Source organism: Halobellus litoreus (assembly GCF_024464595.1).
Taxonomy (GTDB): domain Archaea; phylum Halobacteriota; class Halobacteria; order Halobacteriales; family Haloferacaceae; genus Haloquadratum; species Haloquadratum litoreum.
The window spans coordinates 187995-213013 of sequence record NZ_JANHAW010000003.1; the positions used below are offsets into that span (position 1 = coordinate 187995).

23 protein-coding genes are annotated in these 25019 nt (G+C 66.5%); 20 read left to right on the forward strand and 3 right to left on the reverse strand.

Annotation, left to right across the window (positions count from 1 at the left end):
* Positions 1-3 precede the first annotated feature (3 nt).
* From NO360_RS15240 to NO360_RS15320, 17 genes are all read left to right on the forward strand, one after another.
* A complete protein-coding gene (locus tag NO360_RS15240) occupies positions 4-294 on the forward strand; it encodes a PAAR domain-containing protein (RefSeq protein WP_256308702.1) in 291 nt (96 codons plus the stop codon).
* A gap of 16 nt (positions 295-310) precedes the next feature.
* Complete coding sequence (locus NO360_RS15245) at positions 311-712, forward strand: GPW/gp25 family protein (protein ID WP_256308703.1); 402 nt, start codon at positions 311-313, stop codon at positions 710-712.
* A gap of 2 nt (positions 713-714) precedes the next feature.
* Positions 715-4740 (forward strand): putative baseplate assembly protein, encoded by a 4026-nt coding sequence (locus NO360_RS15250; protein WP_256308704.1) that lies wholly within the window; start codon positions 715-717, stop codon positions 4738-4740.
* Entirely contained in the window at positions 4741-6810 is a 2070-nt protein-coding gene (locus NO360_RS15255; protein WP_256308705.1) for a putative baseplate assembly protein, read from the forward strand.
* Position 6811: 1 nt separating this feature from the next.
* A complete protein-coding gene (locus NO360_RS15260; RefSeq protein ID WP_256308706.1) occupies positions 6812-9421 on the forward strand; it encodes a phage tail protein in 2610 nt (869 codons plus the stop codon).
* Positions 9422-9448: 27 nt separating this feature from the next.
* Complete coding sequence (locus NO360_RS15265) at positions 9449-12025, forward strand: hypothetical protein (protein ID WP_256308707.1); 2577 nt, start codon at positions 9449-9451, stop codon at positions 12023-12025.
* 434 nt (positions 12026-12459) lie between these two features.
* Positions 12460-14025, forward strand: a complete 1566-nt coding sequence (locus NO360_RS15270; protein WP_256308708.1) for a methyltransferase domain-containing protein — start codon at positions 12460-12462, stop codon at positions 14023-14025.
* Between the two features lie 2 nt (positions 14026-14027).
* The gene (locus NO360_RS15275) at positions 14028-14570 is read left to right on the forward strand and encodes a GNAT family N-acetyltransferase (RefSeq protein ID WP_256308710.1); all 543 of its coding nucleotides are present in this window, start codon (positions 14028-14030) and stop codon (positions 14568-14570) included.
* Positions 14571-14595: 25 nt separating this feature from the next.
* Entirely contained in the window at positions 14596-15363 is a 768-nt protein-coding gene (locus NO360_RS15280) for a metallophosphoesterase family protein (RefSeq protein ID WP_256308711.1), read from the forward strand.
* A 92-nt stretch (positions 15364-15455) separates the two neighbouring features.
* Positions 15456-15668: a hypothetical protein gene (locus NO360_RS15285; protein ID WP_256308712.1), complete on the forward strand. Its 213-nt coding sequence runs from the start codon at positions 15456-15458 to the stop codon at positions 15666-15668.
* Complete coding sequence (locus NO360_RS15290; protein WP_256308713.1) at positions 15665-16105, forward strand: desampylase; 441 nt, start codon at positions 15665-15667, stop codon at positions 16103-16105. The genes NO360_RS15285 and NO360_RS15290 overlap by 4 nt, the downstream gene beginning before the upstream one ends.
* A 293-nt stretch (positions 16106-16398) precedes the next feature.
* Complete coding sequence (locus NO360_RS15295) at positions 16399-16596, forward strand: hypothetical protein (RefSeq protein WP_256308714.1); 198 nt, start codon at positions 16399-16401, stop codon at positions 16594-16596.
* Between the two features lie 2 nt (positions 16597-16598).
* The gene (locus NO360_RS15300) at positions 16599-16772 is read left to right on the forward strand and encodes a hypothetical protein (RefSeq protein WP_256308715.1); all 174 of its coding nucleotides are present in this window, start codon (positions 16599-16601) and stop codon (positions 16770-16772) included.
* Between the two features lie 148 nt (positions 16773-16920).
* Positions 16921-17859 carry a DUF7551 domain-containing protein gene (locus tag NO360_RS15305; protein WP_256308716.1) on the forward strand — a complete coding sequence of 313 codons (939 nt, stop codon included), beginning with the start codon at positions 16921-16923 and terminating at the stop codon, positions 17857-17859.
* A 16-nt stretch (positions 17860-17875) separates the two neighbouring features.
* Complete coding sequence (locus tag NO360_RS15310) at positions 17876-18292, forward strand: metal-dependent transcriptional regulator (protein ID WP_256308717.1); 417 nt, start codon at positions 17876-17878, stop codon at positions 18290-18292.
* Positions 18293-18356: 64 nt separating this feature from the next.
* A complete protein-coding gene (locus NO360_RS15315) occupies positions 18357-18524 on the forward strand; it encodes a hypothetical protein (protein ID WP_256308718.1) in 168 nt (55 codons plus the stop codon).
* Between the two features lie 137 nt (positions 18525-18661).
* Entirely contained in the window at positions 18662-18916 is a 255-nt protein-coding gene (locus NO360_RS15320; protein ID WP_390282216.1) for an amphi-Trp domain-containing protein, read from the forward strand.
* A 28-nt stretch (positions 18917-18944) separates the two neighbouring features.
* Here the strand turns inward: NO360_RS15320 and dpsA are convergent, their stop codons facing one another.
* The 3 genes from dpsA to NO360_RS15335 form a co-directional block, all read right to left on the reverse strand.
* Positions 18945-19490, reverse strand: a complete 546-nt coding sequence (dpsA, locus tag NO360_RS15325) for a DNA starvation/stationary phase protection protein DpsA (protein WP_256309014.1) — start codon at positions 19488-19490, stop codon at positions 18945-18947.
* Positions 19491-19845: 355 nt separating this feature from the next.
* Positions 19846-20499 (reverse strand): bifunctional 4-hydroxy-2-oxoglutarate aldolase/2-dehydro-3-deoxy-phosphogluconate aldolase, encoded by a 654-nt coding sequence (locus tag NO360_RS15330; protein ID WP_256308720.1) that lies wholly within the window; start codon positions 20497-20499, stop codon positions 19846-19848.
* 134 nt (positions 20500-20633) lie between these two features.
* Positions 20634-21389, reverse strand: coding sequence for an IclR family transcriptional regulator (locus tag NO360_RS15335; RefSeq protein ID WP_256308721.1), 756 nt, complete (start codon positions 21387-21389; stop codon positions 20634-20636).
* A gap of 292 nt (positions 21390-21681) precedes the next feature.
* Here NO360_RS15335 and NO360_RS15340 point away from each other — a divergent pair, with 292 nt between their 5' ends.
* The 3 genes from NO360_RS15340 to NO360_RS15350 are packed head-to-tail and all read left to right on the forward strand — an operon-like array spanning position 21682 to position 25018.
* A complete protein-coding gene (locus NO360_RS15340; RefSeq protein WP_256308722.1) occupies positions 21682-23079 on the forward strand; it encodes an extracellular solute-binding protein in 1398 nt (465 codons plus the stop codon).
* A gap of 9 nt (positions 23080-23088) precedes the next feature.
* The gene (locus NO360_RS15345; RefSeq protein ID WP_256308723.1) at positions 23089-24102 is read left to right on the forward strand and encodes a carbohydrate ABC transporter permease; all 1014 of its coding nucleotides are present in this window, start codon (positions 23089-23091) and stop codon (positions 24100-24102) included.
* Positions 24095-25018, forward strand: a complete 924-nt coding sequence (locus NO360_RS15350) for a carbohydrate ABC transporter permease (RefSeq protein WP_256308725.1) — start codon at positions 24095-24097, stop codon at positions 25016-25018. Before NO360_RS15345 ends, NO360_RS15350 begins: the two co-directional genes overlap by 8 nt.
* The last annotated feature ends 1 nt before the right edge of the window (position 25019 follow it).

The following is a 25019-nucleotide window of genomic DNA, read 5'->3' on the forward strand; positions in this document are numbered from 1 at the left end:
ACGATGCCACCAGCAGCACGTGCGCTCGACCAGACCGCACACGGGACGCCACTGTCCGGACCGGGTAGTCCGAACGTCTTGATCGGCGGCCAGCCCGCCTGGCGGGCGACGGTCGACTTTCACCCCTGTCCGCTCGTCACCGGCGTCGTCCCGCACGTCGGCGGCGTGGTGGTGCCCGGGAGTTCGAGCGTCCTCATCAACGGGTTCCCGGCCGCCAGACAGGGCGACAGCATCGTAGAGAGCGGGCCGCCGAACAGCATCGCCGCCGGCTGTCCAACCGTCATCATCGGGTGACGAGGGAGGAGACGTAATGACCGACGAACCCGGTGACTTCCTCGGCCGCGGGTGGCAGTTCCCGGTGACGACCGACCGGGGAGGGCGGATCGAACTCTCCTCGGATGTGACCGACATCGAGGAGTCCATCAGGCTGATTCTCGCGACTGCGAAGGGCGAGCGCGCGCTGCGCCCGGCCTTCGGCTGTGGCATCCACGACTACGCGTTCACGACGGTCGACCAGTCCACGCTGACGATGATCGAGACGAGCGTCCGGGACGCCCTGCGCGAGTGGGAACCCCGGATCGAGGTGCTCTCTGTCGACGTCTCGACCGCCGAACTCGACGCGGGCCGCCTTCTCATCGAGGTGTCGTACCGCGTCAGAGAGACGAACAACGAGTTCAACCTGGTGTACCCGTTCTACTTGGAGGGTGGGTGACGATGACAGACCCGCCCGAGGTGGACGGCCGTCGACGCGAGGGACTCCGCGATCACGTCCGGCGCATCGCCCCCGCGTACACCGAGGAGTGGGACCCGACGTCACGCGGCCCCGGGACGGCCCTGGTCGCCCTGTTCGCGGAGCTGACCGAGGACGTGGTCGAACGCCTCGATCGCGTGCCGGCGAAGCACCGGACCGCGTTCTTCGACCGGCTGGACTTCGACCGACGACCGCCCCAGCCCGCACGGGTGCCGGTCACCTTCCGTGTCGCCGACGGTGCCGGGCGGAACGTCGTCGTCGACGCGGGGACGCAGGCAGTGGCGAAGGCGGCGAACGGCCGGTCCGAACAGGTGTTCGAGGTAGCCCCCGACAACCGGTTCGAGGCGACGCCGGCGAACCTCAGTGCCGCCTACGGCATCGACCCCGCCGTCGATGCCGTCTACGACCACTGGAGCCCACCGGACGGCGATGGCCTCGAACAGGGAGGCGAAGCCACGCTGTTCGACGGGACGAACGTGCAGGCACACCGCCTCTACATCGGCCACGCGAGCCAGCTCACAGTCACCTCCGACGGCGGGGGTGAGGACGGGAACGGAGGCGGGGGTGCGACGATCCGGGTCCGGATCGAGACCGACGAGCCGGCGTCGACTGTCAGGCACGAACTCGGCTGGCAGTACTACGGGGAGCGCGTGGCGGAAAACGGCGAGAAGCGTGAGGGATGGCACACGTTCCCCGGGCGGACGCCCTCGCTGCGGGTCGCGCGGCTCCGCTCCTCGCCGATACGAACCCGAGAGACGGAGTCCGAGGTGGTGACCGTCGACCTCACGCTCGACGGGACGCTCACTGAGACGACGGTAAACGGCGTCGAGAGCCTGTGGATCCGGGCGGTGGTTCCCGCACAGGCATCGCCGTCGGACCTGCTCGACGCCGAGATCGGTCCGGCGGTCGAGGTCGGCCCGGGGCCAGATCGGCGAACGGACGAACAGGGCGGAGGGGCCGACCGATCCGCCGACGAAGGAATCGGATGGGCGGAGCACGACGACACGGAGCGGACACTCGCCCCGGACCGACTTCTCTACAACGACGTTCCGCTGCCGTTCGCCACCGAGAAGACGGAGGACGGCACCGAGGACCGCTACTACCCGCTCGGGACCGCCCCGCAGGCTCAGGACACCTTCTACGTCGCCTCCGACGAGGCCTTCACCAAGGCGGGCGCGCGGCTGAAACTGTCGTTCTCCGACCTCGACGGGGCGGTCACGTCGACGGACACACCACCGGAACTCTCCTGGGAGTACTACGACGGGAACGGTTGGGCGAAGCTCCCGTCGCTCACGGACAACACGAACAAATTCACCGGCGGTGCGAGTAGCACGACGGAGCCAGCCGGCACCGCCGTGGTGACGGTCCCGAAGGACCTCTCGAAGACGGCGGTCGCCGGACACGAACACCACTGGATCCGCGTCCGAGTGGCTGGCGGCACGTACGGGAAACGAACGGCGACTGAAACGTCGGACTCGTCGGACTCGTCGAACTCGTCGAAAAGCTGGGAGACGACACACGAGGTGAATCCGCCGGTGTTCACCGAACTCACGCTCGGCTACCTCCCACCGAAAACCGACGGCAAAGACGGGACGGGGAGCGGCGAGAACGGAATCGGGGGGGACGGCGAAGGGACCGACGGATCGGCCCTACCGAGCGCACCGGCGACCCACCTGTTCGCCGAGAACAACCTCGCGTTCGGCGACAACCTGGCGACCGCCGAGACGGAGCGCGTCACGCCGTTCGAGCGACTGCCCGACGACGACCAAGGGCTGTACCTCGGCTTCGACGCGCGACTCCACGGCGGCCCGCTCACGCTCTTCTTCGACATCGCCGACCGCGCCTTCCCCGAGTTCTTCCACTCGCGCGTGCGCTGGGAGTACTGTGCGGACCCGGCGACCGACGAGTGGGTCCGACTCGACACTCGGGACGGGACCGAGGGCCTGACGGAGCAGGGCATCGTCAGCCTGGTCTTCCCGGGCGAAAGCGAGGCCCGCCGCCGGTTGGGGGAGACACGGCACTGGCTCCGGGCCCGGGTGACCGGGGACTCGTTCGTCCCCGAAGGCCGGGAGTCGACCGACACTGGCGACGTCGACCTCGGACGGTGGTTCGACGATTTCGGCGACGGGTTCGACCTCCCGCTCCTCCCCGAACCGGGGCCGTTCACTCGCCCGGGACCCTTCGTCGGCGTCGAGCCGGGCGGGGGGCTCGCCGGGACCGGCGCGTTCGACGCTGAGGGATTCCAGTTACACCCGCGGGCGGGAGACGCCGTTACGGGGGGCGCTCGCGGCTACTTCACCGGCGGTGAGTCCGTCCGCGGGATAGCGGATCTCCTCTCCGACGGCTCCGGGGTCGACGACGTACGGCGTCGCCTGGTCGCCGCCGATCGAGCGCGGGCCTACCGGTTCGACACCGATGTCATCTCCGCAGCGGCCGTCGGCGCGTACTCCACCAACGCGGCCGACGCCGGACGCGACGTCGACACGTCCGACACCGACGCAACCGACATCACCGCCGAACGCGTCGTCGACGTCGCTTCCGAGGCCCTCGACGTCGTCGCCGCACCCCCCGTCGACATCGTCACTGCGGGTCTGGATCTCCCCGAATTCGACGACCCTTGGATACCGCTCGACCCCGGAGACGACGGCTTCCGGGTGCCGACGGTTCCGCGGCTCCCGACTGTGCCCGTCTCGCCGGCGACGGACGTCGGCCCGTGCGATCGGACGCTCCCGACGGAGCCGCCGACGGGTGACGCGACGGCGCGGCCGCCGACGGTCGCGACGCTCGCGCCGAACACAACGTGGCTGGACAACGTCCGGAGCGTCGCCGACGAGACGCTCGGGTCGAGCGACGGATCCCAGTCGCAGACGTTCCAGGTCACGTCCCCGCCCGTCGTCGAAGAGACGGTCTGGGTCGACGAGGCGGCGACGCTGTCGGCGGGCCGCCGTCAGTCGCTGAGCGCGGCCGAAACCCCGGCGACCGAGGAAGTCACCGCGCCGGACGGGAGCCTCCAGTCGTTCTGGGTGCGCTGGCGGCGCGTGTCGGACCTCCCCGACTCCGGCGAGGAGGAGCGACACTACACCGTCGACCGGGTGGCCGGGCGAATCGGATTCGGCGACGGCGTTGCCGGGCGCATCCCACCACGCGGGGAGAACAACGTGCGGGTCGACTATCGGACCGGCGGAGGGACGGACGGCAACGTCGAATCTGGTGCGGTCGCCGGGCTGAAGAGTTCGCTCCCGTTCGTCGACGGCGTCGAGAACCCCGCCCCGGGGACCGGCGGAGCCGACGCGGAGTCGACCGACGGGGTGCTCGCGCGAGCCCCACGCGAACTGCGGGACCGCGGGCGTGCGGTCACCGAGGCCGACTTCGAGCGCGTCGCGCTGGACGCCGCCCGGAAGCTCGCTCGCGTCAACTGCGTCCCGGAACTGAACCGCAACGGGGAGTTCGAGCCGGGGTGGGTGACGCTCGTCCTGGTGCCGAACGCTCCGCAGCCGAAGCCGGTTCCCTCGACAGGGTTGAAAACGCAGGTCGAGACGGCCGTGAGCGAACGGGCCCCGGTGACGCTCGTCGCCGCCGACAACCTCGTGGTCCGTGGGCCGAGCTACGTTGCGGTGTCCGTCGAGGCGACGCTGGCCGCGGTCGGGAGCGGAAGCGTCGCGACCCTCGAAGAACGGGTGGTCGACTCCCTCGGGTCGTTCCTCCACCCGCTCTCGGGCGGCCCGATCGATCGCGACGAACCGGGGTGGCCCTTCGGCGACCTTCCCACGGTCTCCGACCTGTACGCGCTCGTCGAAGGCGTCGCGGGCGTCGACTACGTCGAGCGCCTCGCGGTCCACTACGACGTGAACGGGTCCACGGCCACGGTGACGGCGGGCGAGGAGCCGCCGAGCGTCTCGCCTGACGCCCTGGTCCACAGCGGCACGCACGACGTCACGGTCACACTCGGAGCCGACACCGGAGGCGACGACGCCTCGGGGGGGAGCTGAATGGGACTCGACGTGCCCGACCTCGACGACCGCGAGTTCGAGGCGCTCGTCGAGGACGTCCGCAAGCGGATTCCGGTCCACTCCGAGGAGTGGACGGATCACAACGTTCACGACCCCGGTATCACTATCCTGGAGCTGCTCGCGTGGATCGCCGAGACTGACATCTATCGCCTCGACCGGATCACCGACGCACACGTCGAACAGTATCTCCGACTCGTCGGCATCGAGCGGAAGCCGCCGCGACCGGCGACGGTCCGACTCGAACTCGATCCTCCACCGGCGATCGCGGGAACACGGATCGAGTCGGGGACGCAGCTGCGCGCGGGCGTGACGCGGGAGCCGACTGAGCAGGAACCCTTCCGGACGACGGACGGCGTCACCCTCACCCGGGCCGACGTCGAGGCAGTCGTCTCACAGCACCGCGACGGTCGGACCGACAACACCGACGCGAACGACACCGAGGGGATGTTCTTCCTCCCGTTCGGCGACGACCCGACGGCTGGGGACGCGATGTACCTCGGCTTCGACGCCGACCCGTTCGCCGACGCCGACCGCCTCGATCTCACGGTCGACTTCCACGAGACGAACCTGCCCGATCCGGCTTCGCACGGCGACGAACCCGTCGAGTTCGTCCCGTCACACCGGGTGGCGTGGGAGTTCTACGCGGACCCCGACGGGACGGACGACCGGCCGTACGAGCAGTGGTACGACGACGACCGGTGGGTCGAATTCACCGTGCGCCGCGATGGAACGGCCGCGTTCTACGAGGGCGGGAGGGTATCGTTGCTGGCCGACGCCGACGATCAGGCCGCCTGGACCGGCCAGGAGGGGTCGATTCTGGGGCTGGAGCGGGAGTCCGTCTGGCTCCGGTGTCGCCTTGTGCGACGCGAGCCTGAGCCGGAACCAGCGGTGTCGGCGTGCGAGGACGCGCCGTCGTCGCCAGCGGTGCCCCGGTACGAGGTTCCGCCGCAGTTCGACGCCGTTCGAGTGAACGTCGTGGAGGCCGAACACTGCGCGGCCGTGTCCGACGAGGAGCTCGAACGCCGGGAGGGCGCGCGGACGACGGCCCGTCCCGACCAGACCTTCTTCTTCCCGCACGCCCCGGTGCAGTCGGCGACGGTCACGGTCGGCGGGACCGAGTGGAAGGAGGTCCCGGACTTCGCCGGCTCCGGTCCCGACGACCGCCACTACGTCCTCGACCGCGCCGAGGGCGCGGTCCGTTTCGGCGACGGCGTCCAGGGGACGGTTCCGGCGGCCGATCAGTCCGTCGTCGCCACGTCGTTCGTCCACGGCGGAGGGCCGGACGGGAACCTGCCGGCGACGGCCCGCTGGCGGTTCCCGGACGACGGGCTGTCGTCCGTCGACGTGACCCCGCTCGGTCCGGCGACGGGGGGCACGGACGCGGAGTCGGTCGAGGAAGCCCTGGTCCGAGCCAAGGCGGACCGGTCGATACCGTACCGCGCGGTGACGCGCGAGGACTATCGATATCTGGCGACGCACACGCCCGGTCTCCGGTTCGGCCGGGCGGCCGTCGTCGACGGTGCGGGAGCTGGATCGGATGGGCCGACGTCCGAGGCAGACGAACGCAACGGCCAGGGCGACGTGACCGTCCGGGTCGTCGTCGTCCCGTTCAGCCCGCCCGACACTCGACCCGCCCCCAGCGACGGCTTCCTCGACGCGGTCGACTGTCACCTGCGGCGCCACGCCCTGCTGTCCGACGACGTGACGGCCGTCGCCCCGACCTACGTGGGGGTCGACGTCGTCGCGGAGGTTCGGATCACGCCGGGGCACGGCCGGCGGGAGCGAGCGGTCGCCGCCGAGTCGGCCGTCGAGGCGTTTCTCGACCCGCTCCGGGGCTTCGAGGGCGACGGGTGGCCCTTTGGCCGCGGTGTGCACGTCTCGGAGCTCTACCAGGTGCTGGAGACGACCGACGGCATCGACACGGTGGTCGACGTGACAGTGACCACGGACCGGGGGGCGGAACTAGAAGGAGAGACGGCGCTGCCGTATCCCGAGTCCGTGGACGTCGTCGTGCTGGACAGCCCCGACCAGTGCGGGAGGGAGGACTGAGATGTCGTTCGCCTTCGTCGGGACGCACACGCCGGCCCGCTGGGCGGAGTGGTACCGCACCAACGTCGCGGTGAGCGAGCGCGGCGTGGCGGTGGCGACCGATCCCGTCCCGACGTACGTCTCGCCGTCCCGGCTCACGGAACCACAGCCGTTCGACGCGGTCGACGTCGCCGTCGACCGCTGTGCGGTGGTGTTCGTCCTCGCAGCAGACGGCGACATCTACCAGTACCGTTCGGACCGCGAGTCGATGACGCGACTCGCGTGCGTCTGGACGTCGTCCGAGTCGGACGACGGCGGCGACACCGGCGACGCGACCACCGAGGAACCCGTCGGAATCGCAGCGACCGACGACAGCCTGTACGTCGCCGACGCCGACGGCCGGGTTCAAGCCATCTCGCGACACCTGTTTCAGACCCGGTGGCTGACGGACGGCTTCGCGTCGCCGGTGGGGGTCGTCGCGACGACGGGAGCGGTGTACGTTCTCGACGCCGGCTCGCCGGGGGCCAGCGAAGCGAACGCGGGTGCGGAGAACGCGACAGTGGGAGATGCCTCGGGTGCCGGAAACGGACCCGATTCGGCCGGTCGGCTGGTCGAACTGGCCGCCGGCGGCGAGTCGCGGACGGTCGTGACTGGGCTGTCGGAACCGGTCGACGTCGCCACCGACACCGCTGGCAACGTCTCCATCCTCTGTCGAACGGCCGACGGGCCGGCCGTTTTCCTGTTCCCGCCCGCGACCCTGGGAGGCGCGGCGACGACGCCCGGCGAGCCGCTGGTCTCGCCCGACGAGTTCCGTACCCGTGCGACGGGCGACGAGGTCGTCCCCTCGTGTCTGGAGAGCGTCGATGCGGCCGAACTCGTCGTCGGCGTCGGGTCCGACGCGCCGGGGGAACGGACCCTGTTCCGCTACCGGGCACACGACACGGCGTTCGAGCGCATCCCGAGTTTCACCACGGACAGCGTCGCCCTCCAGACCGGCCGGTCGGGCCCCGACGGCGGTCCACCGGACCTCTACGTCGTCGACGGGTCGCGTCGGGTTCACCGGCTCGACGCCGCTCGCCAGTCGAGACGTAACGACGGTACCGGACGATACGACGCGACGCTCGTCGGACGGTTCGACGCGGCTGAGTTGGGGACCGAGTGGCACCGGGTGACGATGGATATCGACCCTGGTGATTCGCGGACGCAGGTCCGACTGCGGTACGCGGCGACCGACGACGAGTGGCAGCCCACTGAGGGGGCGTCCCCGACCGCGGCGCTCGAAACCGCCGATGGCATCGACGCGACAGACGCCGAACGCCTCCGCGACGCGGGCGTGACGACGCTCGGTGAACTGGCCAGTACCGAGCCGGGGACACTCGCCGCCGCCCTCGCTGCCAGCGGCCGTTCGACGTCGATGTCGACGTTGGCGAGACTCCTCGAACACGCGCGGGACGCGCTCCGAGTCGACGTCGACACGAGCCGACTGGACTGGCGCGACCTGGAGCAGGCCAACCCGACGGACGCGCTCCTCGACGACGCCGAGGGACGGTATCTGTGGGTGCGACTCGAACTGGTCGGCAACGAGTTCGCCTCACCCTGGGTGCGGCGGTTCCGGGCATACTTCCCCCGGCAGTCGTACCTCCGCTACCTGCCCGACGTCTACCGGAACGACGAGCGGAGCGCGGCGTTCCTCGAGCGCTACCTCTCGCTGTTCGAAAGCACGTTCGTCGACATCGAGGAGGAGATCGGGCGGGCGAATCGGTACGTCGACCCCGCGGGCGTCCCCGCGGCGCACCTCCCGTGGCTCGGCGAGTGGCTGGCCACCGAAGCCGACGACACCTGGCCGACGGCGGCCAGACGCGAACTCGTCGCTCACGCGCCGGCGCTGTACAAGAAGCGCGGAACGGCCGAAGGGCTGCTGGCGATGATTCGGCTCTACCTCGCCAACAGCGGATCGGCGACGGCCGACGAACCGACGCGCACTCGCGCCGACGGTATCGGCCGTCGGCGGACGGCGGACGAGGCGGCCCGGTTCGACGTCACGGGTTCGAGTGCCGATCCGAACGATTCGGACCCGCCCGTCGCCGCCGAGCCCGGAGCGACCTCGCGGGCGGCAGTGGGTGGTGAGCGGGGGAGTGATAGCGGGCCGCCCGACAGCCAGGGACGAAACATCGGCGACCCCCTCGCCGCCGACAGGCAGGGAACGACGGCGCGGAAGTCCGTCTACCTGGTCGAGCACGGCGACCTGCGGTGTATCGACTCGCCGCCGGTCGAGGCGCTGTACTCGCGGCTTCTCGGCTGCCCCGAGGGATTCCTGGTGCTCCTCCGCCCGGGGATCGACGACGAGCGGGCTCGGACGGTCGAGCGGATCGTCGATACACAGCAGCCGGCACACGCGACCGGGCGGGCGGTCCACCTCCGGCCCTGGGTGCGGCTGGCTGGCGGCGAACAGGACGACGACCCGCCGACGCGAGGGTACCACACGTATCTGGGGATCAACACCACCCTCGCCGAGCGCGACTTCACCGTCGAGGAGGCGACGCTCGGGCAGAACGCGATGCTGACGGAACGCGAGGCGACCGGCCAGTTCGACGTGAAAGCCCGCCTCGACCGCGACGCACGAATCGACTGAACAGCACGACCACGCGGGAGATCCACGATGAACGACTCAGACACCACGAAGGCGAGGGGAATGGACCGGTTCAACTGCGGGCTCCGTCAGTTCGAGCGGAACCGATACTTCCACGGGAAGCTGATGACCGCCCGTGATATGCAGACCGAACAGCAGTACCACGCGGGACGGCTGCACACCCACAACCGGTACGTCACGGGCTCCGGCATCGTCTGCGGACTCGAGGTCGACGTCGAGGCGGCATCCGACGACGCCGGCTCGCCCACCGCCGTCGTCGAGCAGGGGGTCGCCATCGACGCCTGTGGGCGACAGATCGTCGTCGAAGACCGAGACCGGATCGAGATCCCCCCGAGCATCGCGGGTAACGGGCGGGTCTCCGTCTACATCGCCTACGCGACGTGCAAGAAAGAGTCCGTCCCGGTGACCGGCTCCGAGGAGGCCTGCGGAGACGAGTGTGAGTACAACCGGCTCCAGCAGACGTATCAGGTGACGTTCGAGGCGTCTCCGCCGGCGACACAGAAACCCGTCCCCGTCGACCGCGTGGAACTGCCGACCCTCGACAAGGTCCGGGAGACCGGCGGCGACGACGGGGTCGCCCCCGGCGACGACGTCCTGCACGAACTTTCGCGGTCGTACCACGAGGCCGCCAACGGCGACGGACGGATTCTGTCGTGTCAGTCCGTGGTAGCAGCTCAGAACGCGACCGACGATCGGCTCTTCCTCGGATCGTTCACCGAGCGGAGTGACGGCAGTTGGGCGCCGGCGACGCAGGACACGGAGCCGCGACCGCAGGTGTACACCAACGATATGCTTCACGCGGGGCTGATCGACCACGCGACGGACTTCGGCAATCCGCACGACGTCGTTGCGACGGTCGACGAGGTCGCGCCGGTGGAGGGCAACGTCGACCTCCGATCGAGCGACGGTAGCATCGTGAGCGAGCCGCTTTCGGAATCGGGTGCCGTCGACCTCCGGGTGGGGGCGAGCCTCCAGGAGTACGTTCGTGACAAGTGTCTGAAATACACTATCGAGGCGTTCTACGACGTCGCCGAGACGTACGCCGAGGTTTCCACCGATGCCGCTGACGAGGTCGTCGGGCGCGCAGTCGAGATCATCCTTCGGGCGCGTGACGCGCTCGACGCACGCGAATTCGCCGAGCCTCGGGCGTTCGCTGCCGCCGTCCTCGACCTCGCGCGTATGGAGCGACAACTGCTGTCGATACTGCGCGAATACGGAAGCGAGCTGGTGACCGATCGGAGTTTCGCCGACTACCAGCAGGCGATGGAGCGACTGCTGGGACTGCTCCCGCGGACCGACGGCGGACGCCTCCGCGACGACCTCCCCGAGGAGTTCGTGCCGCCCGCGGAACTGAGTGTCGCCCAGGATCAACTCTGCGAGACGGCCAAGTGGCTCGAACGGTCGACCGAGGAGACGATGACCCTGCCAGGCGGCAGAAAGGTAGACGCCCGCATCATCGAGGACGCCATCGAGCCGCGCGGCGGCGCCCAGTCGGTCGATCCGACTCTCGACCCGGACGAGGTACGCGTCGACGGCGGCGCGACGGCGTCGTTCGAGGTCGGCTTCGGCGACGCCGACAGCGTCGGCCTGGAAGTCGAGGACGAGGACGGGCTCCGGCTCATCGAAGCAACGGTGACGAAGGGGGCCGCGCCGACTACGACGCTACAACTCGACACGGGCCCAGTCGAGTCGGCCGCGGAGCGACTCACCGTTACCGGCGACGCGAGTTCGACTATGAGCCAGCAGCCCGGGGGATCCGCACTCGAGACCGGCGGCTACACAGTGTCGCTCAGCCGCGGCGACCCGTCCGGGGAGTTCGTGGAATCAGTGACGCTGGAGATTCTGGGCACCGCGGACGCCTCGCTCGGCCAGGTTTCCGACGTCGTCAACGGCAGCACGATGGCGTTCGACGTGAAATTCGGTGACGCCGCCAGCGTCGGTATCCGTATCGGCGGGACGGAGGGGTACCGCCTCGACGCGGAGCTGACGCGGGACACCGATGCGACGGTGACACTCCAGTTCGACACCGGTGCGGTCGGCTCTCGCTCGACGCCCACCCTGACCGTGGCGGGTGGCTCGAATCCGGAAGTCGTCGAGGAGAGCGTCGTCGAGGTACTCACACCTGGAGAGTTCACCGTGTCGCTGTTCCAACCCGACCTGAACGGACGGCAAGTCGATCGAGCGGCGTTCACCGTCGATCCGATCACGGACTTCGAGGAGTTCAATCCGGAGGACTTCGTCGGCCGCTCGGCCGGTTCAGTCGCCGGCGAACTATTCTCCCGGTACGAGGACGTCACGGTGAACTACCGTCCGCTCTCGGAGGTCGATGCCGAACCCGGGACCGTCGTCGGAGCAGACCCGCCCCGTGGTGACGACCCGACGCCGACCCTGACTGTGGCCGGCACCGGCTTCGAGAGCGTCAGCGGCATCGGGACAAGCAACCGTCGGCGGCTGTTCGAGAACGGCATCTTCACCGCCGAGGAGTTCAGCACCGCCAACCCCGATTCGCTGGAAACCATCCTGTCGAGCAACGTCAACCTCGACTCCCTCTTGGAGAACGTGAACGACGAGATCGAGTTCCCCTGAGGCTGTCGTTGTTCGATATTCGACGGGGCGAAACCCCCAATTATGCCCGAGGACGACTGAACCGTACATTCGGTCGCGTTGGCGACCCTGATGAACCCTTACCGAGGGCCGTGTTGTGGCATTTCAGAATAACCGCCAAACTATATTTTGATAGAAATATTAGAAAAACTATAATAGATTTAGTGAGAGAATACCTATAAGTATCCGACAAAATCCTAATACTAGCGTTAACTGATAATTAACATAATCAATCAGATATACAATTTTAATAATATATTCATCCTCGAATGACGGCCACTGGCGATGCTATCATCCTGCAGAGCGGGCCAGACGCGACCGGGTCGGTACCGGGGATTCTGCCGAGCGTTTCAGTTCTCCGGCGACCGGCGACGTACCCCGATGACTTTTGCTCACGGCGCGAAAACCCCGAGGATATGTCTGCGAACTCGCTGTCTGACGACGACGACGGGAACCCCGTCTCGGTGCTCTTTCTCGACGTGCGGAACTTCACGCTGCTCCTGGACAATTACGGGGACGAAGAGATCAGCGAGATGCTCGACACCCTCTTTGGCCGGGTCCGCGAGGTGGTCGAGGGCCACGGCGGCGTGATCGACAAACTCGTCGGCGACGGAATTATGGCCGTGTTCCGCGGCGAGGCGCCCGGCCAGCACGCACTGGACGCGGCAACGGCGGTTCACCAGCACACGAACGGCGGGGGCGACGTGGACCCGCGGTTCGGTTCGGTCAACGTCGGTATCGGCATCGCGACGGGGCCGGTCAACGAGACCACGATCGCCGACATCGACTCGACAGTCATCGGCCGGAGCGTGAACATCGCGGCCCGTCTGGAGGGACTGTGCAAGGAGTACGACGCGTCTATCCTGGTCGACGAGGCGACGTACCAGTCGAGCTCGGTCCACGATCTCCCGGACGGGTACATCGCTCGGCGGATCCCCGATCAGAGCCTCCGGGGGATCCGCCGCGACCTCGACGTGTTCCACCTCTGCGATACGACGAAGTTCAGCGAGAAGTACATCCACCTGTTCAACGAGGGGACCCGCGAGTTCGCGAACCAGAACTACGAGGACGCGCTCAACGCCTTCACCCAGGCGTACACCCAGGACGAGCGCTATATGGACGGCGCGCTTCTCAACCACTTCACGAACGCCTGCCTAGAGCGGATCAACGACGACCGGGCGCTGTTCCGTAACCCGGACCGCTACGAGGAGCACTCGACGATCCAGGAACAGCAGTCGGTGCAACTGCTCGGATTCATCCAGTCCGCCACGATGACCCGGGCGTTCGATCCCGATCACATCCTCGACGTCGGGTGCGGGACCGGCAAGGTGACGGAGCGACTGGCGGAGCGATATCCCGACGCATCGATCCTGGGAATCGACTCCTCCCGCTCTGCCATAGCGAAGGCCCGCACCGAACACAGCCCCGAACACCTCGACATCGAGTACAAACACGAGAAGATCGAGAAGTACTGCCCCGACGACGAGATCGGCCGCTACGACCTGATCTTCTCGAACACGGCGATGCACTGGGTCGAGGGCCAACACGAGGCCTACGCCAACCTCCGGAAACTGATCGACGCCGACGGTCTCCTGGCCGTCCACCAGGGCCACGAGGGCACGTACAAGGAACTCCACCAGGTCGCGGTGGAGGTGCTCAACGACTTCGACTACGACACCTACTTCGAGAACCTCAATCCCCCACAGGATCTCATCTATTACAACGCCGAGGAGATGGCCGACCTGCTGAAACAGCACGGGTTCGATCCGATACAGGTGAACGACGACACCGGCACCGCCCCCGACACCATCGTCGACGATTTCGCGGAGGCGAGTCTAAACGCCTACTGCGAGCGCCTGCAGAGCGAGTCCCAGCGGGAGATCTTCCGCGAGCAGTTCAAACAGCGATCCCACAAACGGCTCGACCCCGACGACGTCACAGTCCACCGGATATACGTGATCGCGGTTCCAACCGAGGCGTAACGATGACGACTGTCGAATACGTGGACGACCCGCGGTCGTACGCAGACGGCATCCGCCGCTTGCTCGCCGCGGCCGAAGACGAGTTCGTGCCGCCGCTCTCGGCCCGGCAGGGCACGACACAGACGGACGGCCTCGACGAGCAGCGAAACGACGCGCTCGACGAGTACTACGAGCAGTGCATCGACCAGTCGTTCGTCCTGGCTCACGACGGCGACGAGGTCGTCGGCTTCCTCTCGTTCCGCCCCGACTACGCGATCGACGAACTCGGCGCGTGCACTCCCTCCGATTACGTGTCGACGATCATCGTCGCCCCCGAACACCGGCGGAAGGGCTACGCCCGGAAACTGTATCGCGAACTGCTGACGGACCTGCCCGAGGGTCTCCGAGAGCCGTACGTGACCACCCGCACGTGGGATTCGAACGACCGCCACCTCGACCTGCTCGAGGAACTCGGCTTCGAACTCCTCACCCGGATCGAAGACGACAGGGGCGAGGGAATCGACACGGTGTACTACGGGATCGCCGTCGAGGAGTTCGAGCGATGACCGACTCCGGTTTCGAGGCCGACAGATGACCGACGAAACCGTCGCCCTCGTCTCGGATCTCCACCTCGGCCCCGACAGCGCCGACCCGCTGTTCGACGCGTTCGAGGAGACGGCAGAACGGTTCCTCGCACGCGATCCGGACGAACTGATCGTCATGGGCGATGTCGTCGCGGGCGCGGGGCCGACGGCGGACCGCCGCCTGCTCGCTCGGTTCGTCGACCGACTCGACGACCTGCCGATCCCGTACCGCGTCCTCCCGGGGAACCACGACGTCGACCACCTGGACCTCGACGCCTTCGAGGACCTCGTCGGGACCGACCGCTGGCGGGTCGACGCCGGCGAGGACCGCGTGTACCTCGATTCCTCGGCCCCGCGGCTCTCCGGGAGTCGCGGCGAGGTCGACACCGCCCAACTCGACGCGCTCGCGGACGCGGTCTCGGACCTCCGCGACGCCGTCGTCTTCGTCCACCACCCCGTTCACTACCGCCCGGTGGACGACAACTACTGGTTCGGCGAGCACCCCGAAGAGGCCTTCTGCGGCAACAAGCGAGAAGTCAGAGCGATCCTCGAACCCGCCACCGATCGGATCGCGGCCGTCGTGAACGGCCACCTCCACGCCTGGCACTACGACGACGCCGACGGCCTCGGGCACTTCACGGTCGACTCGTTCAACAAGCGACGCAATCCCCGGGGGGAGACGGGAGCGTTCGCGCTGCTCCGGACCGGCGAGGCGACCGTTCTCGAACACCGCGCCGGCGACGGTACCGAACATCGGGTTCGCCTGTCCGCCTGAGCGGTCCGGCCCCCTTCGGTCGACCCGCACCGGGAGAGAGACCGACCGCGAGAGCCGAAAGGAGTATTTCAACCGCCACCCTGGTAGCGACTATGTGGAACCCCGGATGGAAGGAGGTGGGTGAGCCCCCCGTCAGCATCGGGGAGGTCGAGTGGAACGACGCCGCCGTCGCGTCCGCGATCAGCCGGTCGTCGACCCAGGTCGCTGTCGGGTCTCTGACTCGCCAGTCGTCGCTCCAGACAACCCGCTCCGTCTGCACTTTCGGAATCGTCGAGGACGTGGCATCCGGGGGGACCGTAGCGTGACCGAGACGACGCTCACTCTTCGGAGGGAGCTCTACGACGAGATCGTTCACCAGGGCTACGAAGGCGGCGACGAGGAGATCTGTGGCGTCCTCGCCGGCGCATACGGGGACGACGAGAGCGTCGTCCGTGCGATCCGGCAGGTCGACAACGTGGCCGAGACGCCGCAGATCCGGTACGCGATGGACTCCGAAACCCAGTTGGCGGCGATCGAGTCCGTCGAAGCTGACGGTCACGATGTCGTCGGATTCTATCACACCCATCCGACGGGACCGCCTCGACCGAGCGAAACGGACGCCGCCCGGGCGACGTGGCCCGGGTACTCGTACGCCATTTTCGCCTTCGACGGATACCCGTTCCTGGGTTCGTGGCGCTGGACCGACGACGGGTTCCGCCGCGAGTCTGTCCGGCTCACGACGGCGTCGACGGACGACACCTAGCGATCGTCTCTCGTCGACCTCAGCTCCGTTTCTTCGCGTGTCGAATCTGTCGCCTCGACCAGTGAACCAGACAGCTAAATCGGCACGTTTTTATATTTTTAGGTCGGCCTAATCCGCACTGACTCGTACCTGTGGTCCGAAGCGGCACCTGGTGGCCACCGACGCGTGTCGATATCGACGGCTGACTGGGGCGGCTGGTAACTGACAGATGTCTATCTAGCCGTCGCGATTTCCGCACGTTTTGGCTGACCTAAAACAAGAACAATTATATATTTTTAGGCTAGCCTAAAATTATGGGTAGCGACACGCCGAGACAGGCAAGAGCGACCCCCCGCGACGAGGATATCGACATCGCCGAGCGTACGGCGGTCCAGCGCGACTCGACGAACCGACGGGCGATCGGCTATCAGCGACCGCGGCTGACGCGTTCGGTCACGGAACTGGCGGCCGACCGTCCGCGTATCGCGGGAGCAGGCCGAGGAGGTCGCTGACGATGCGGGCGCGAACGTGGCTGATCGCGGCTCGATACGGGACGCCGGACGAGTACGGGATTCCGGAACTGCCCGCCTGGCGCGTGTGTCGATCTGACTGCGGGGGACTCGCGTTCGCCGCCGACGGTGAAGAACCGTTCATCGCCGCCGAGCGGCCGGTGACGGTCAGACGGTGAACTGAGAGCCGATGGACCACGAAACAACCGAGACGGAACGGGGCGAATCGACGCGATGCGATCCGTGGCGTTTGACGTTTTCCCCGAGACCGTGCTCTCCCAATACGCGGATATGGCGCCGATCGCTCTCCGTCGGTGACTCGCGAAGATGATCGGGACCACGCTGCGCGACATCCGGAAACGAATCACCGAACTGGCGAGCGAGACCGGCGAGTACTACCTCGTGTGTGCACGCTACGGCGACCCACCCGTCCCCTCGACCGGGCTGCGGTTCGAGAGCCGCGAGACGGCGCGCGTGGCCGCACGGATGACGGAGCGCTACCGGGCCGCGCTCCGGCGGTACGATCCGCGACTCCCATACTACGACGTCGTCGTCTGTCAAGAACGCTCGGTGGAATGCGGGGCCGGGTCACGGAGCGGCGAGCACTCCCGCTGTCGCGATAGCGGAGCGACCGAGTGGACGCTCACGGAGCCGATAGTCACCCGGACGACCGGTTCGGACCGCACGCTCGTCGAGTTCTGTCACTGCGTCGCGGCGACCGTGTTCGAGACGCTCTCCGCCCGCGGCCACGAGGCGGTCGAGTCGGCCGTGATGGACGCGTACTTCGAGTTCGCAGAGCGGTGTTCGAGTCCAGACGGCCTCTGTCTCCGCCTGCTGGAGTGTATGGCCGCCGAAATCGCCACCGGCCTACCTCCGGTCGATCAGGCGCGGGTCCTGTCGGCGGCGGCGGATCGACTGGACGCAGACGGCGACGGTTTCCGGACTGCGGGACAGACCCCCGTCGACGGGGCGTTCTCGCGGCTCCGGGCGCTCGGGATCATCGAGAGGTACCGAAACCGTCGCACAGAGGACTCTGGAACCGCCCTTCGTCAGGTCGAACTGACCGAGTACGCGCTCGCACGACACGCCGATCGCCTCCCGTTGCTTCCCGTGGTCGTCGAACTCCACCGTCGCGGCCGCGAGTGGATTCCGGTCTCGGCCGCTCCGATCGATCGAGAGCGCGGATGGTCCGTCGAGTTCGCTCCCGTCAGGGAGGCGATCCGAACCGACGCGCGGGCGTGCTCGGTCGCGCCCGAGGTGGTCTGACTCCTCGTCGAGACCCGTGACGCGAAAGGCCCAGTACCTCCTCGCGCTGTACATCGAAGGACACCGTTCGTCGTCGCCGGTTTCGCCCGGCCGCCTCGCGGAGCGGCTCGACCGGTCTCCCTCGGCGGCCACCGAGATGCTCCAACGGTTGGCAGCCGATGATCTGCTCACGCACGAACCGTACGAGGGATCCACACTCACCGAGGCCGGTCGGGAACGGGCGCGGGAGCTTCACGAGACCTACGTCGTGCTCTCGTGGTTCTTTCGCACTGTCCTCGAACTCGACGAGCACGAGCGGGAGGCGATGGAAATCGCGCCCCTGCTCCGGCCCGCGGTGGCCGAACGGCTCCTCGAACTGGTGTCCGAGGATCTCGACGACGTTGATGCGGACGGCGCTTCGATCCTCCCGCTCCAGCGGAACGAGCGCGAATAGCGGTCGTCAGCGACCCGGAGCACGGACCGCACCATTTTTATTTAGGCCCACCTAAATCAAACTAATGCCCGCAAGCACCCAGTCACGCACGGATTCGCTTTCGGCGTCCGAAGCCGATCGCACACCGTCGATAACCGTCTGTGAAAGCCACCCGAGTCGGTCCGTCTTCATCGAGGCCGACAACACGGACGGATGGATCGCCAGCGACCTGGCCGTCGACGTCTGTCGGTGACGACTATGACTGACACACCAGACCACTCCGAGACGGGCGCGGACCCAGAGCGGGAATCGGAATCCGACGTCGAGACGGAATCGGAACAAACGGTCGAGGCGGAATCGGATTCATCACCGGACGCGGACCGGACGACGATCCGTCCCGGGCGTAATTTCGAGGAGGAGTACCGCCTCGACGCGAGCGAGGCTGGGGCGTTTTTGATCGATCTCGGTGAACAGCTCCGCGACGGCGACGACCTCCGGCTCGTGACCGACGAGTGGGAACTGCCGTTCGCGTTCGGCGAGCCGATCGACCTCGAAATCGACTTCGACGGCACCGGCGAACCGGAACTCGAAATAGAACTGGAACTGCCCGGACGCACGGACGAAACGGCACCCGACGTCCGCTAGATCGCCGCAGCGGCAGGGGCCGACGGGGTTATTTCGTCGCCGAGTCGACGACGAGCGTGTCGTCTTCGAGGTAGTGTTCGACGTGGTGGGCGTGTTCCTCGATCGTCTCAAGTTGCTCGCGGAGTATCTGGGCGGTCGCGTGGTCCCCGAGCCCGGCGGCCAGTTCGATGTGCTGCCGGTAGCTCTCGATGATGTCGCCCATCATCTCGAGGTCGTTCGAGAGCGACGTTCGAACGTCGTAGACGTCCTCGTCCTCGGGTTCGACCGTCGCGTTCTCCGCGAGTGCCGTCATCCCCGCATGCGGAACGCCGCCGAGCGCCTGGAGCCGCTCGGCGAGTTCGTCAGCGGCGTCCTCGACGTCCTCGTAGATCTCTTGGAGGAACTCGTGGATCGGGAGGTACTCCGCCCCCTCGACGTTCCAGTGGTGCTTGTGGAGCTGATGGTACAGGACGTACGCGTCCGCGAGATCGGTGTTCAGCGCGTCGACGATCTGTTCGGCCTTTTCGGTCTCGAGGCGCAGCGAGTTCTCTTCGACCGTTCCCGCCTGTTGCTGGATCTGCTTTTCTGTGTTCATCTCAGCTTCTCCTACGTGCGCCATTCACTTATAATTTATCAATACCAAAACAATTTTTCGCACCGCCTAAAAATCGTTTCGTCAATGGCCTAATACTCGCGGTAGCCGTCTCAGACGAAAGCATATGGGATTTCTGACGAACGGTTTCTCCGCCGCCGTGAGACGAATTACTATCAGAACTCGGACTCGTCTTGCGGCGTCGCCTGAACCGGGTGACTGCCCGGGCTAGCACCACCGGGGCGAGCCGTCGAGGACTCACGACGCACCGGTGGTGCGGAACCCGCGGGCGGACCTTCGGCAGCACGGCGACTGGATTTTCGACGGGCCCCGTCCGAGGGACCGTTCGGTCGGCGGATCACTCCCGCGCGCTCTCGACCGCTTCCCGGAACGCCGCCGCTCGGTCGGTCAACACCTCGTAGTCGCCGGCGGCGACGGCGTCGCTATCGACGAGCGAACTCCCGACGCCGACGCCGTCGGCCCCGGCCTCGACGAACGCCTCGACGTTGTCGAGCGAGACTCCGCCGGTCGGGAGCAGCGGAAGGTGTTCGAGCGGTCCCTTCAGACTCCCGATGTGCCCGGGACCGAGCGTCGAAGCCGGGAATACTTTCAGGACGTCAGCTCCCGCTTCGTACGCGTTGACGGCCTCGGTCGGCGTCATAACGCCGGGGGCGACGACGGCCCCGTACCGGTTGCACGTGCGGACGACCTCGGCGTCGAAACTGGGTGTGACCACGAACTCCGCGCCCGCCCGCAGCGCCGCACCCGCGGTCTCGCTGTCGAGCACCGTTCCCGCTCCGACGAGCACCTCCGAGCGGTCGAACGCGGCGGAGAGACGAGCGACGGTATCGAGCGCGCCGTCCGTGTCGGCCGTCACCTCGATCACGTCGACGCCGCCATCGGCGAGCGCCCCGGCGACCTCGACGGTCTTTTCAGCGGGCACCCCCCGGAGAATGCCGACGATGCCCGTGTCCAGCATTCGTTCGAGGTCCGCGTGTCGCTGTGAACTCATACGGGACCACTATCGGGAGACGCTGATAAACTGACCGACGAACGGTTCGAGCGCGCCGAAAGCTGTTTGCTATCACCGAACAAAAAATCCTCGGACCAAACTGTTTGGTAATAGCGAACAAAGAACCGACAGCGTCACTCCGCGAGGTCGAGTTCGATTCGCTTGGCCGCACTGAGAACCAGCCCGGGGAGGTCCTCCTCGAGGCGCTTTCCGGACAGTCGCTCCGCGGGTCCTAACACCGCGAGCGCGCCCGCGAGTGCCTCAGTTCGGTCTTCGCGTCTAATGGGAGCGGCAACCGCACGCATATCCTCGAACACTTCTCCCCGGTCGAACGCCAGGCCGCGGTCGGTGATCGAGCGGAGTTCGGTGCGAAGGTCGGGCCGTGATTGGATCGTCCGATCGGTCAGGCGGTCGAGGCCGTGCGTCTCCACGTAGTCTTCGACCGCCTCCCGCGACCGGTAAGCGAGGAGTAACTTCCCCGACGCGGTCGCGTGTAGCGGCAGTCGACTCCCGAGTCGAACCCGTCGGTCGTTCCGGTCGGCGTCCTCCACGGCGGCGTAGACCGCCTGTCCGCGTTCGGCCACGACCAGCGCCGTCGACTCGCCGGTCGATTCTGCGAGCCCCGTGAGTTCGGATCGGGCGACTCGGTACAGGGGCATCCCCTCCCGGACGTTCATCCCGAGGTCGAGAAACCGCAGTCCGAGACGGTATCGACCGTCCGTGGAGACGACCACCCCCAACCGTTTCAGCGTGACGAGGTGATTGTGCACCGACGCCTTCGACAGGTCCAACTCCTCGGCGAGTTCCGTGACGCCGGCCTCCCGCCCGTCGTCCAGTGCGTGGACGATGCGACCGGTCGTGTAGGTCGCACCGACTGGATACTCGGTCACAATCTGCTGTCTGGGCCGGATCCACTTAAATACTGTTCAGTATGGAAAAACGAAATTTGTTAGTGGTGATAAATGATGACGGTCTCGTGGACGACTATTCATCGAACCGAAACCAACTCATTGAGGGGTTCAAAGAGTCGATATTGGCTGTTTTGATGAGCCTACTCTTGTTCACTATCGATAAACGGATTTGTTATGAATACACATCCACTATCTACTGAAAACGCGTCTAGAGGGCTTGTGAAGCCCTTTTACGATGATTTATTCCAAAGATTTAAGTTTACAATTTCGTATGTTGTACGTGAGCTTCGGTATGACAAATAATGATGGACGCTCGGTCGGACGGCGAACGGTTCTCAAAGGTGCTGGAATCGCGGGTCTCGCGGGACTGGCAGGGTGTGTCGGCACGGGTGACCCCGAGCCGACGGAGACGACGCAGTCGGGCGGTGGCAGTACCGACTCCGGCGGTTCGACGTCGACGTCGACGCCGCAGTCGCAGCTCGCGGGATCGGCGGAAGTGTGGGGCTGGGACGTGGCGGCGCGGGCGATGGACCTCATCGACGACCCCTACGAGGAGGCCAACGGCGGCGACGTCTCGATCAACCAGATCGGCCGCTCAGACCTGAAAGACCGGTTCAAATCGCGGCTGCTCTCGGGGACCGGCGCCCCGGCCGCGTCGATGATGGAGAGCGTCGACGCCGCCTCCTGGGTCGACACGGGCGGCCTCCGCGACATCTCCGGGTGGCTGGAAGACTCCGGAATCAAGGGCGACTTCGTCGAGGGCAAGTGGGGACCGCTCGAGAAGGACGGCGGCACGTACGCGCTCCCGTGGGACATCGGCCCCGTGGTGACCTTCTACCGACGCGACGTGCTCGACGAGTACGACATCGACGTCAGCAGCGTCGAGACCTGGGACCAGTACATCGAGGAGGGGCAGAAACTCCCCGACGACCAGTACCTCCTCAACCTCCCCTCGAACGACTACGACGGGCTCTGGCGGATGATGTACCGACAGATCGGCGGCCAGCCGTTCACCGCGAACGGCGCGGTCAACATCGCCTCCGACAAGAGCCTCCAGGTCGCGCGCATCCTGAAGGAGATCCGCGATTCCGGCATCGCGAACGACCTCGCGTCGTGGTCTTCGGGCTGGTTCACCGCGTTCGGCGACGGCACCACCGCGAGCCTCACGGCGGGCGCGTGGATGGAAGGCACCCTGAAGGCCGAACTCGGCGACACGTCCGGCCAGTGGGGCGTCTTCAAGCCGCCGGCAGTCGAGTCCGGCGGACCGCGCGCCACGAACTGGGGCGGTTCGAACCTGACGATCCCGGCGCAGATCTCCGACGAGAAGGCCAAGCGCGCGTGGGACTTTATGTCCTACGCCCTGGGCCGCGAGGAGAGTCAGCTCACGATGTACCGCGAGTACGGGCTGTTCCCGGCGCTGGAGACGACGTACGACTCCGAGGCCTACGACCAGCCCAACGAGTTCCTGGGCGGACAGGAGGCGGGTCGCATTTACGCGGAGATCGCACCGAACATCGAGCCGTACCGGTACACCGTCGACACGCCGGAGGTCACGCAGGCGATCAACACCCACTTCCGCGATATGATGGCCGGCGACAAGACGCCGAAAGAGGCGGTCGACGCGGCCGCACAACAGGTGGTCGATCGAACCGACCGCGATCTGGCCTGAGGACGACCGATGGCCACTCACGACTCTCTCTCGGGACCGGATCCGTCGCTCCGGGACCGCCTGCGCTTCGCGCGACAGGCGGTCGGCGAGCGGCTGCCGACACCCGGGGAGGGCATCGTCGGCTACGTGTTCCTGCTGCCGGCGTTTCTCCTCTTCGGCGTGTTCCTGGCGTTCCCGATCGTCTACACGTTCTACCTCTCGTTCTTCAGATTCGAGGGGGTCGGCGGCGAGACGTTACTGTGGATCGACACCGGCTTTTTCAGTTACCGACTGACGAGTATCGCGGACCTGCAGTTCGTCGGTCTCGAAAACTACGTTCGGATGTTCACGGACACGCTGTTCCACCAGGCGATGTTCAACACGACGTTTATCCTCCTGGTGCAGGTGCCGCTGATGGTGGCGCTCGCGCTGCTTTTCGCCGTCGCGCTCGACGCGTCGTTCGTGAAGCTTCGCGGCGTCTTCCGGACCGTCCTCGCGCTCCCCGTCTCCGCGAACCTCGTCGCCTACTCGACGGTGTTTCTCCTGATGATGCAGGACGCCGGGCTGGTCAACTACGTGTTGACCTCGCTGGGACTGCCCGCGATCCCCTGGCTGACCAGTTCGTTCTGGTCGCGGATGACCATCGTCGGGGCCGTCACCTGGCGGTGGACGGGCTACAATATGATCATCCTGCTCGCGGGGCTTCAGAACATTCCCCAGCAGCTCTACGAGGCAGCCGAGATCGACGGGGCGAACCGGATCGAGAAGTTCCGATACGTCACGATACCGCAGCTCCGACCCGTGCTGCTGTTCGTGTTCGTCACCTCGACGATCGGGACGTTCAAACTGTTCAGCGAGCCCGTCATCATCAACGGCGGCGGCGCGCCGCTGGACTCGACGATCACCATCGTGCAGTACATCTACCAGACGGCCTTCATCGACTTCCGGCTCGGGTACGCGAGCGCGCTCACGTACGTCCTCATCGCCATCGTGAGCGTCTTTTCGGCCGTTCAGCTCAACGTCGGGGGTGAGAGCGATGCGTGAGGAAACCCGGCGGGAGGCCGTCTGGCAGTTCCTCACCTACGGCTTCATCCTACTCGGCGCCGTGGTGACGCTCGTCCCGCTGTACTGGATCTTCGTCGCCTCGACGCTCAAGGAATCGGAGTTCCTCTCGTCGACGGATCCGACGCTGATCCCGGGCGACAGCTTCCTCGGTAACTTCGGGGCGCTGCAGGCCCGCGAGAACGTCCAGTTCGTCGGGCACGTCGGCGAGATGACGCAGTACATCGAACTCGGCCCAATCTACATCGCCTACGACTTCTGGAACCTCTGGAACATGGGCGCGATCGAGAGCAGCATCTTCGTCGCCGGCGTGTACACGATCCTGTCGCTGCTGCTGTGCTCGATGGCCGGCTTCGCCTTCGCGAAGTACGAGTTCCGGTTCAAGAAACCGATCTTCTACGCCATCCTGGCGACGCTGATTCTCCCGATTCAACTGCTCGTCATTCCGCTGTTCCTACTGATGAGTCAGATCGGGCTGACCAACAGCTACTGGGCGATCATCCTCCCGTGGCTGGCGAACCCGCTCGGGATCTTCCTGATGCGACAGAATATGCGCTCGATCCCCGACGCGCTCTTGGAGTCCGCGCGGATGGACGGTGCGACGGAGTTCCAACTGTACTACAAGATCGCGCTGCCGACGATGAAGTCGTCGCTGGCGGCCCTCTCGATCATCCTCTTTCTGTTCCAGTGGAACCTCTTTCTGTTCCCGCTGGTCATCCTCGATCAGGGCAAGTACACGATCCCCGTCGCGATCAACCAGCTCGTCGGCGCACAGCGCGTCTACTACGACCAGATTATGGTCGCCGCAACGCTTTCGATCATCCCGATCTTCGTGCTGTTCCTGTTCTTGCAGAAACAGTTCGTCAGCGGGATCCTCGCGGGCTCTGTCAAGGAGTAAC

Coding starts and splice junctions, on each gene's coding strand:
- NO360_RS15330 (WP_256308720.1), bottom strand. CDS start 20,499: ATGAGTTCACAGCGACACGCGGACCTCGAACGAATGCTGGACACGGGC.
- NO360_RS15255 (WP_256308705.1), top strand. CDS start 4,741: ATGGGACTCGACGTGCCCGACCTCGACGACCGCGAGTTCGAGGCGCTC.
- NO360_RS15345 (WP_256308723.1), top strand. CDS start 23,089: ATGGCCACTCACGACTCTCTCTCGGGACCGGATCCGTCGCTCCGGGAC.
- NO360_RS15315 (WP_256308718.1), top strand. CDS start 18,357: ATGCCCGCAAGCACCCAGTCACGCACGGATTCGCTTTCGGCGTCCGAA.
- NO360_RS15295 (WP_256308714.1), top strand. CDS start 16,399: ATGGGTAGCGACACGCCGAGACAGGCAAGAGCGACCCCCCGCGACGAG.
- NO360_RS15260 (WP_256308706.1), top strand. CDS start 6,812: ATGTCGTTCGCCTTCGTCGGGACGCACACGCCGGCCCGCTGGGCGGAG.
- NO360_RS15280 (WP_256308711.1), top strand. CDS start 14,596: ATGACCGACGAAACCGTCGCCCTCGTCTCGGATCTCCACCTCGGCCCC.
- NO360_RS15350 (WP_256308725.1), top strand. CDS start 24,095: ATGCGTGAGGAAACCCGGCGGGAGGCCGTCTGGCAGTTCCTCACCTAC.
- NO360_RS15245 (WP_256308703.1), top strand. CDS start 311: ATGACCGACGAACCCGGTGACTTCCTCGGCCGCGGGTGGCAGTTCCCG.
- dpsA (WP_256309014.1), bottom strand. CDS start 19,490: ATGAACACAGAAAAGCAGATCCAGCAACAGGCGGGAACGGTCGAAGAG.
- NO360_RS15300 (WP_256308715.1), top strand. CDS start 16,599: ATGCGGGCGCGAACGTGGCTGATCGCGGCTCGATACGGGACGCCGGAC.
- NO360_RS15240 (WP_256308702.1), top strand. CDS start 4: ATGCCACCAGCAGCACGTGCGCTCGACCAGACCGCACACGGGACGCCA.
- NO360_RS15275 (WP_256308710.1), top strand. CDS start 14,028: ATGACGACTGTCGAATACGTGGACGACCCGCGGTCGTACGCAGACGGC.
- NO360_RS15250 (WP_256308704.1), top strand. CDS start 715: ATGACAGACCCGCCCGAGGTGGACGGCCGTCGACGCGAGGGACTCCGC.
- NO360_RS15285 (WP_256308712.1), top strand. CDS start 15,456: ATGTGGAACCCCGGATGGAAGGAGGTGGGTGAGCCCCCCGTCAGCATC.
- NO360_RS15340 (WP_256308722.1), top strand. CDS start 21,682: ATGTTGTACGTGAGCTTCGGTATGACAAATAATGATGGACGCTCGGTC.
- NO360_RS15265 (WP_256308707.1), top strand. CDS start 9,449: ATGAACGACTCAGACACCACGAAGGCGAGGGGAATGGACCGGTTCAAC.
- NO360_RS15270 (WP_256308708.1), top strand. CDS start 12,460: ATGTCTGCGAACTCGCTGTCTGACGACGACGACGGGAACCCCGTCTCG.
- NO360_RS15305 (WP_256308716.1), top strand. CDS start 16,921: ATGATCGGGACCACGCTGCGCGACATCCGGAAACGAATCACCGAACTG.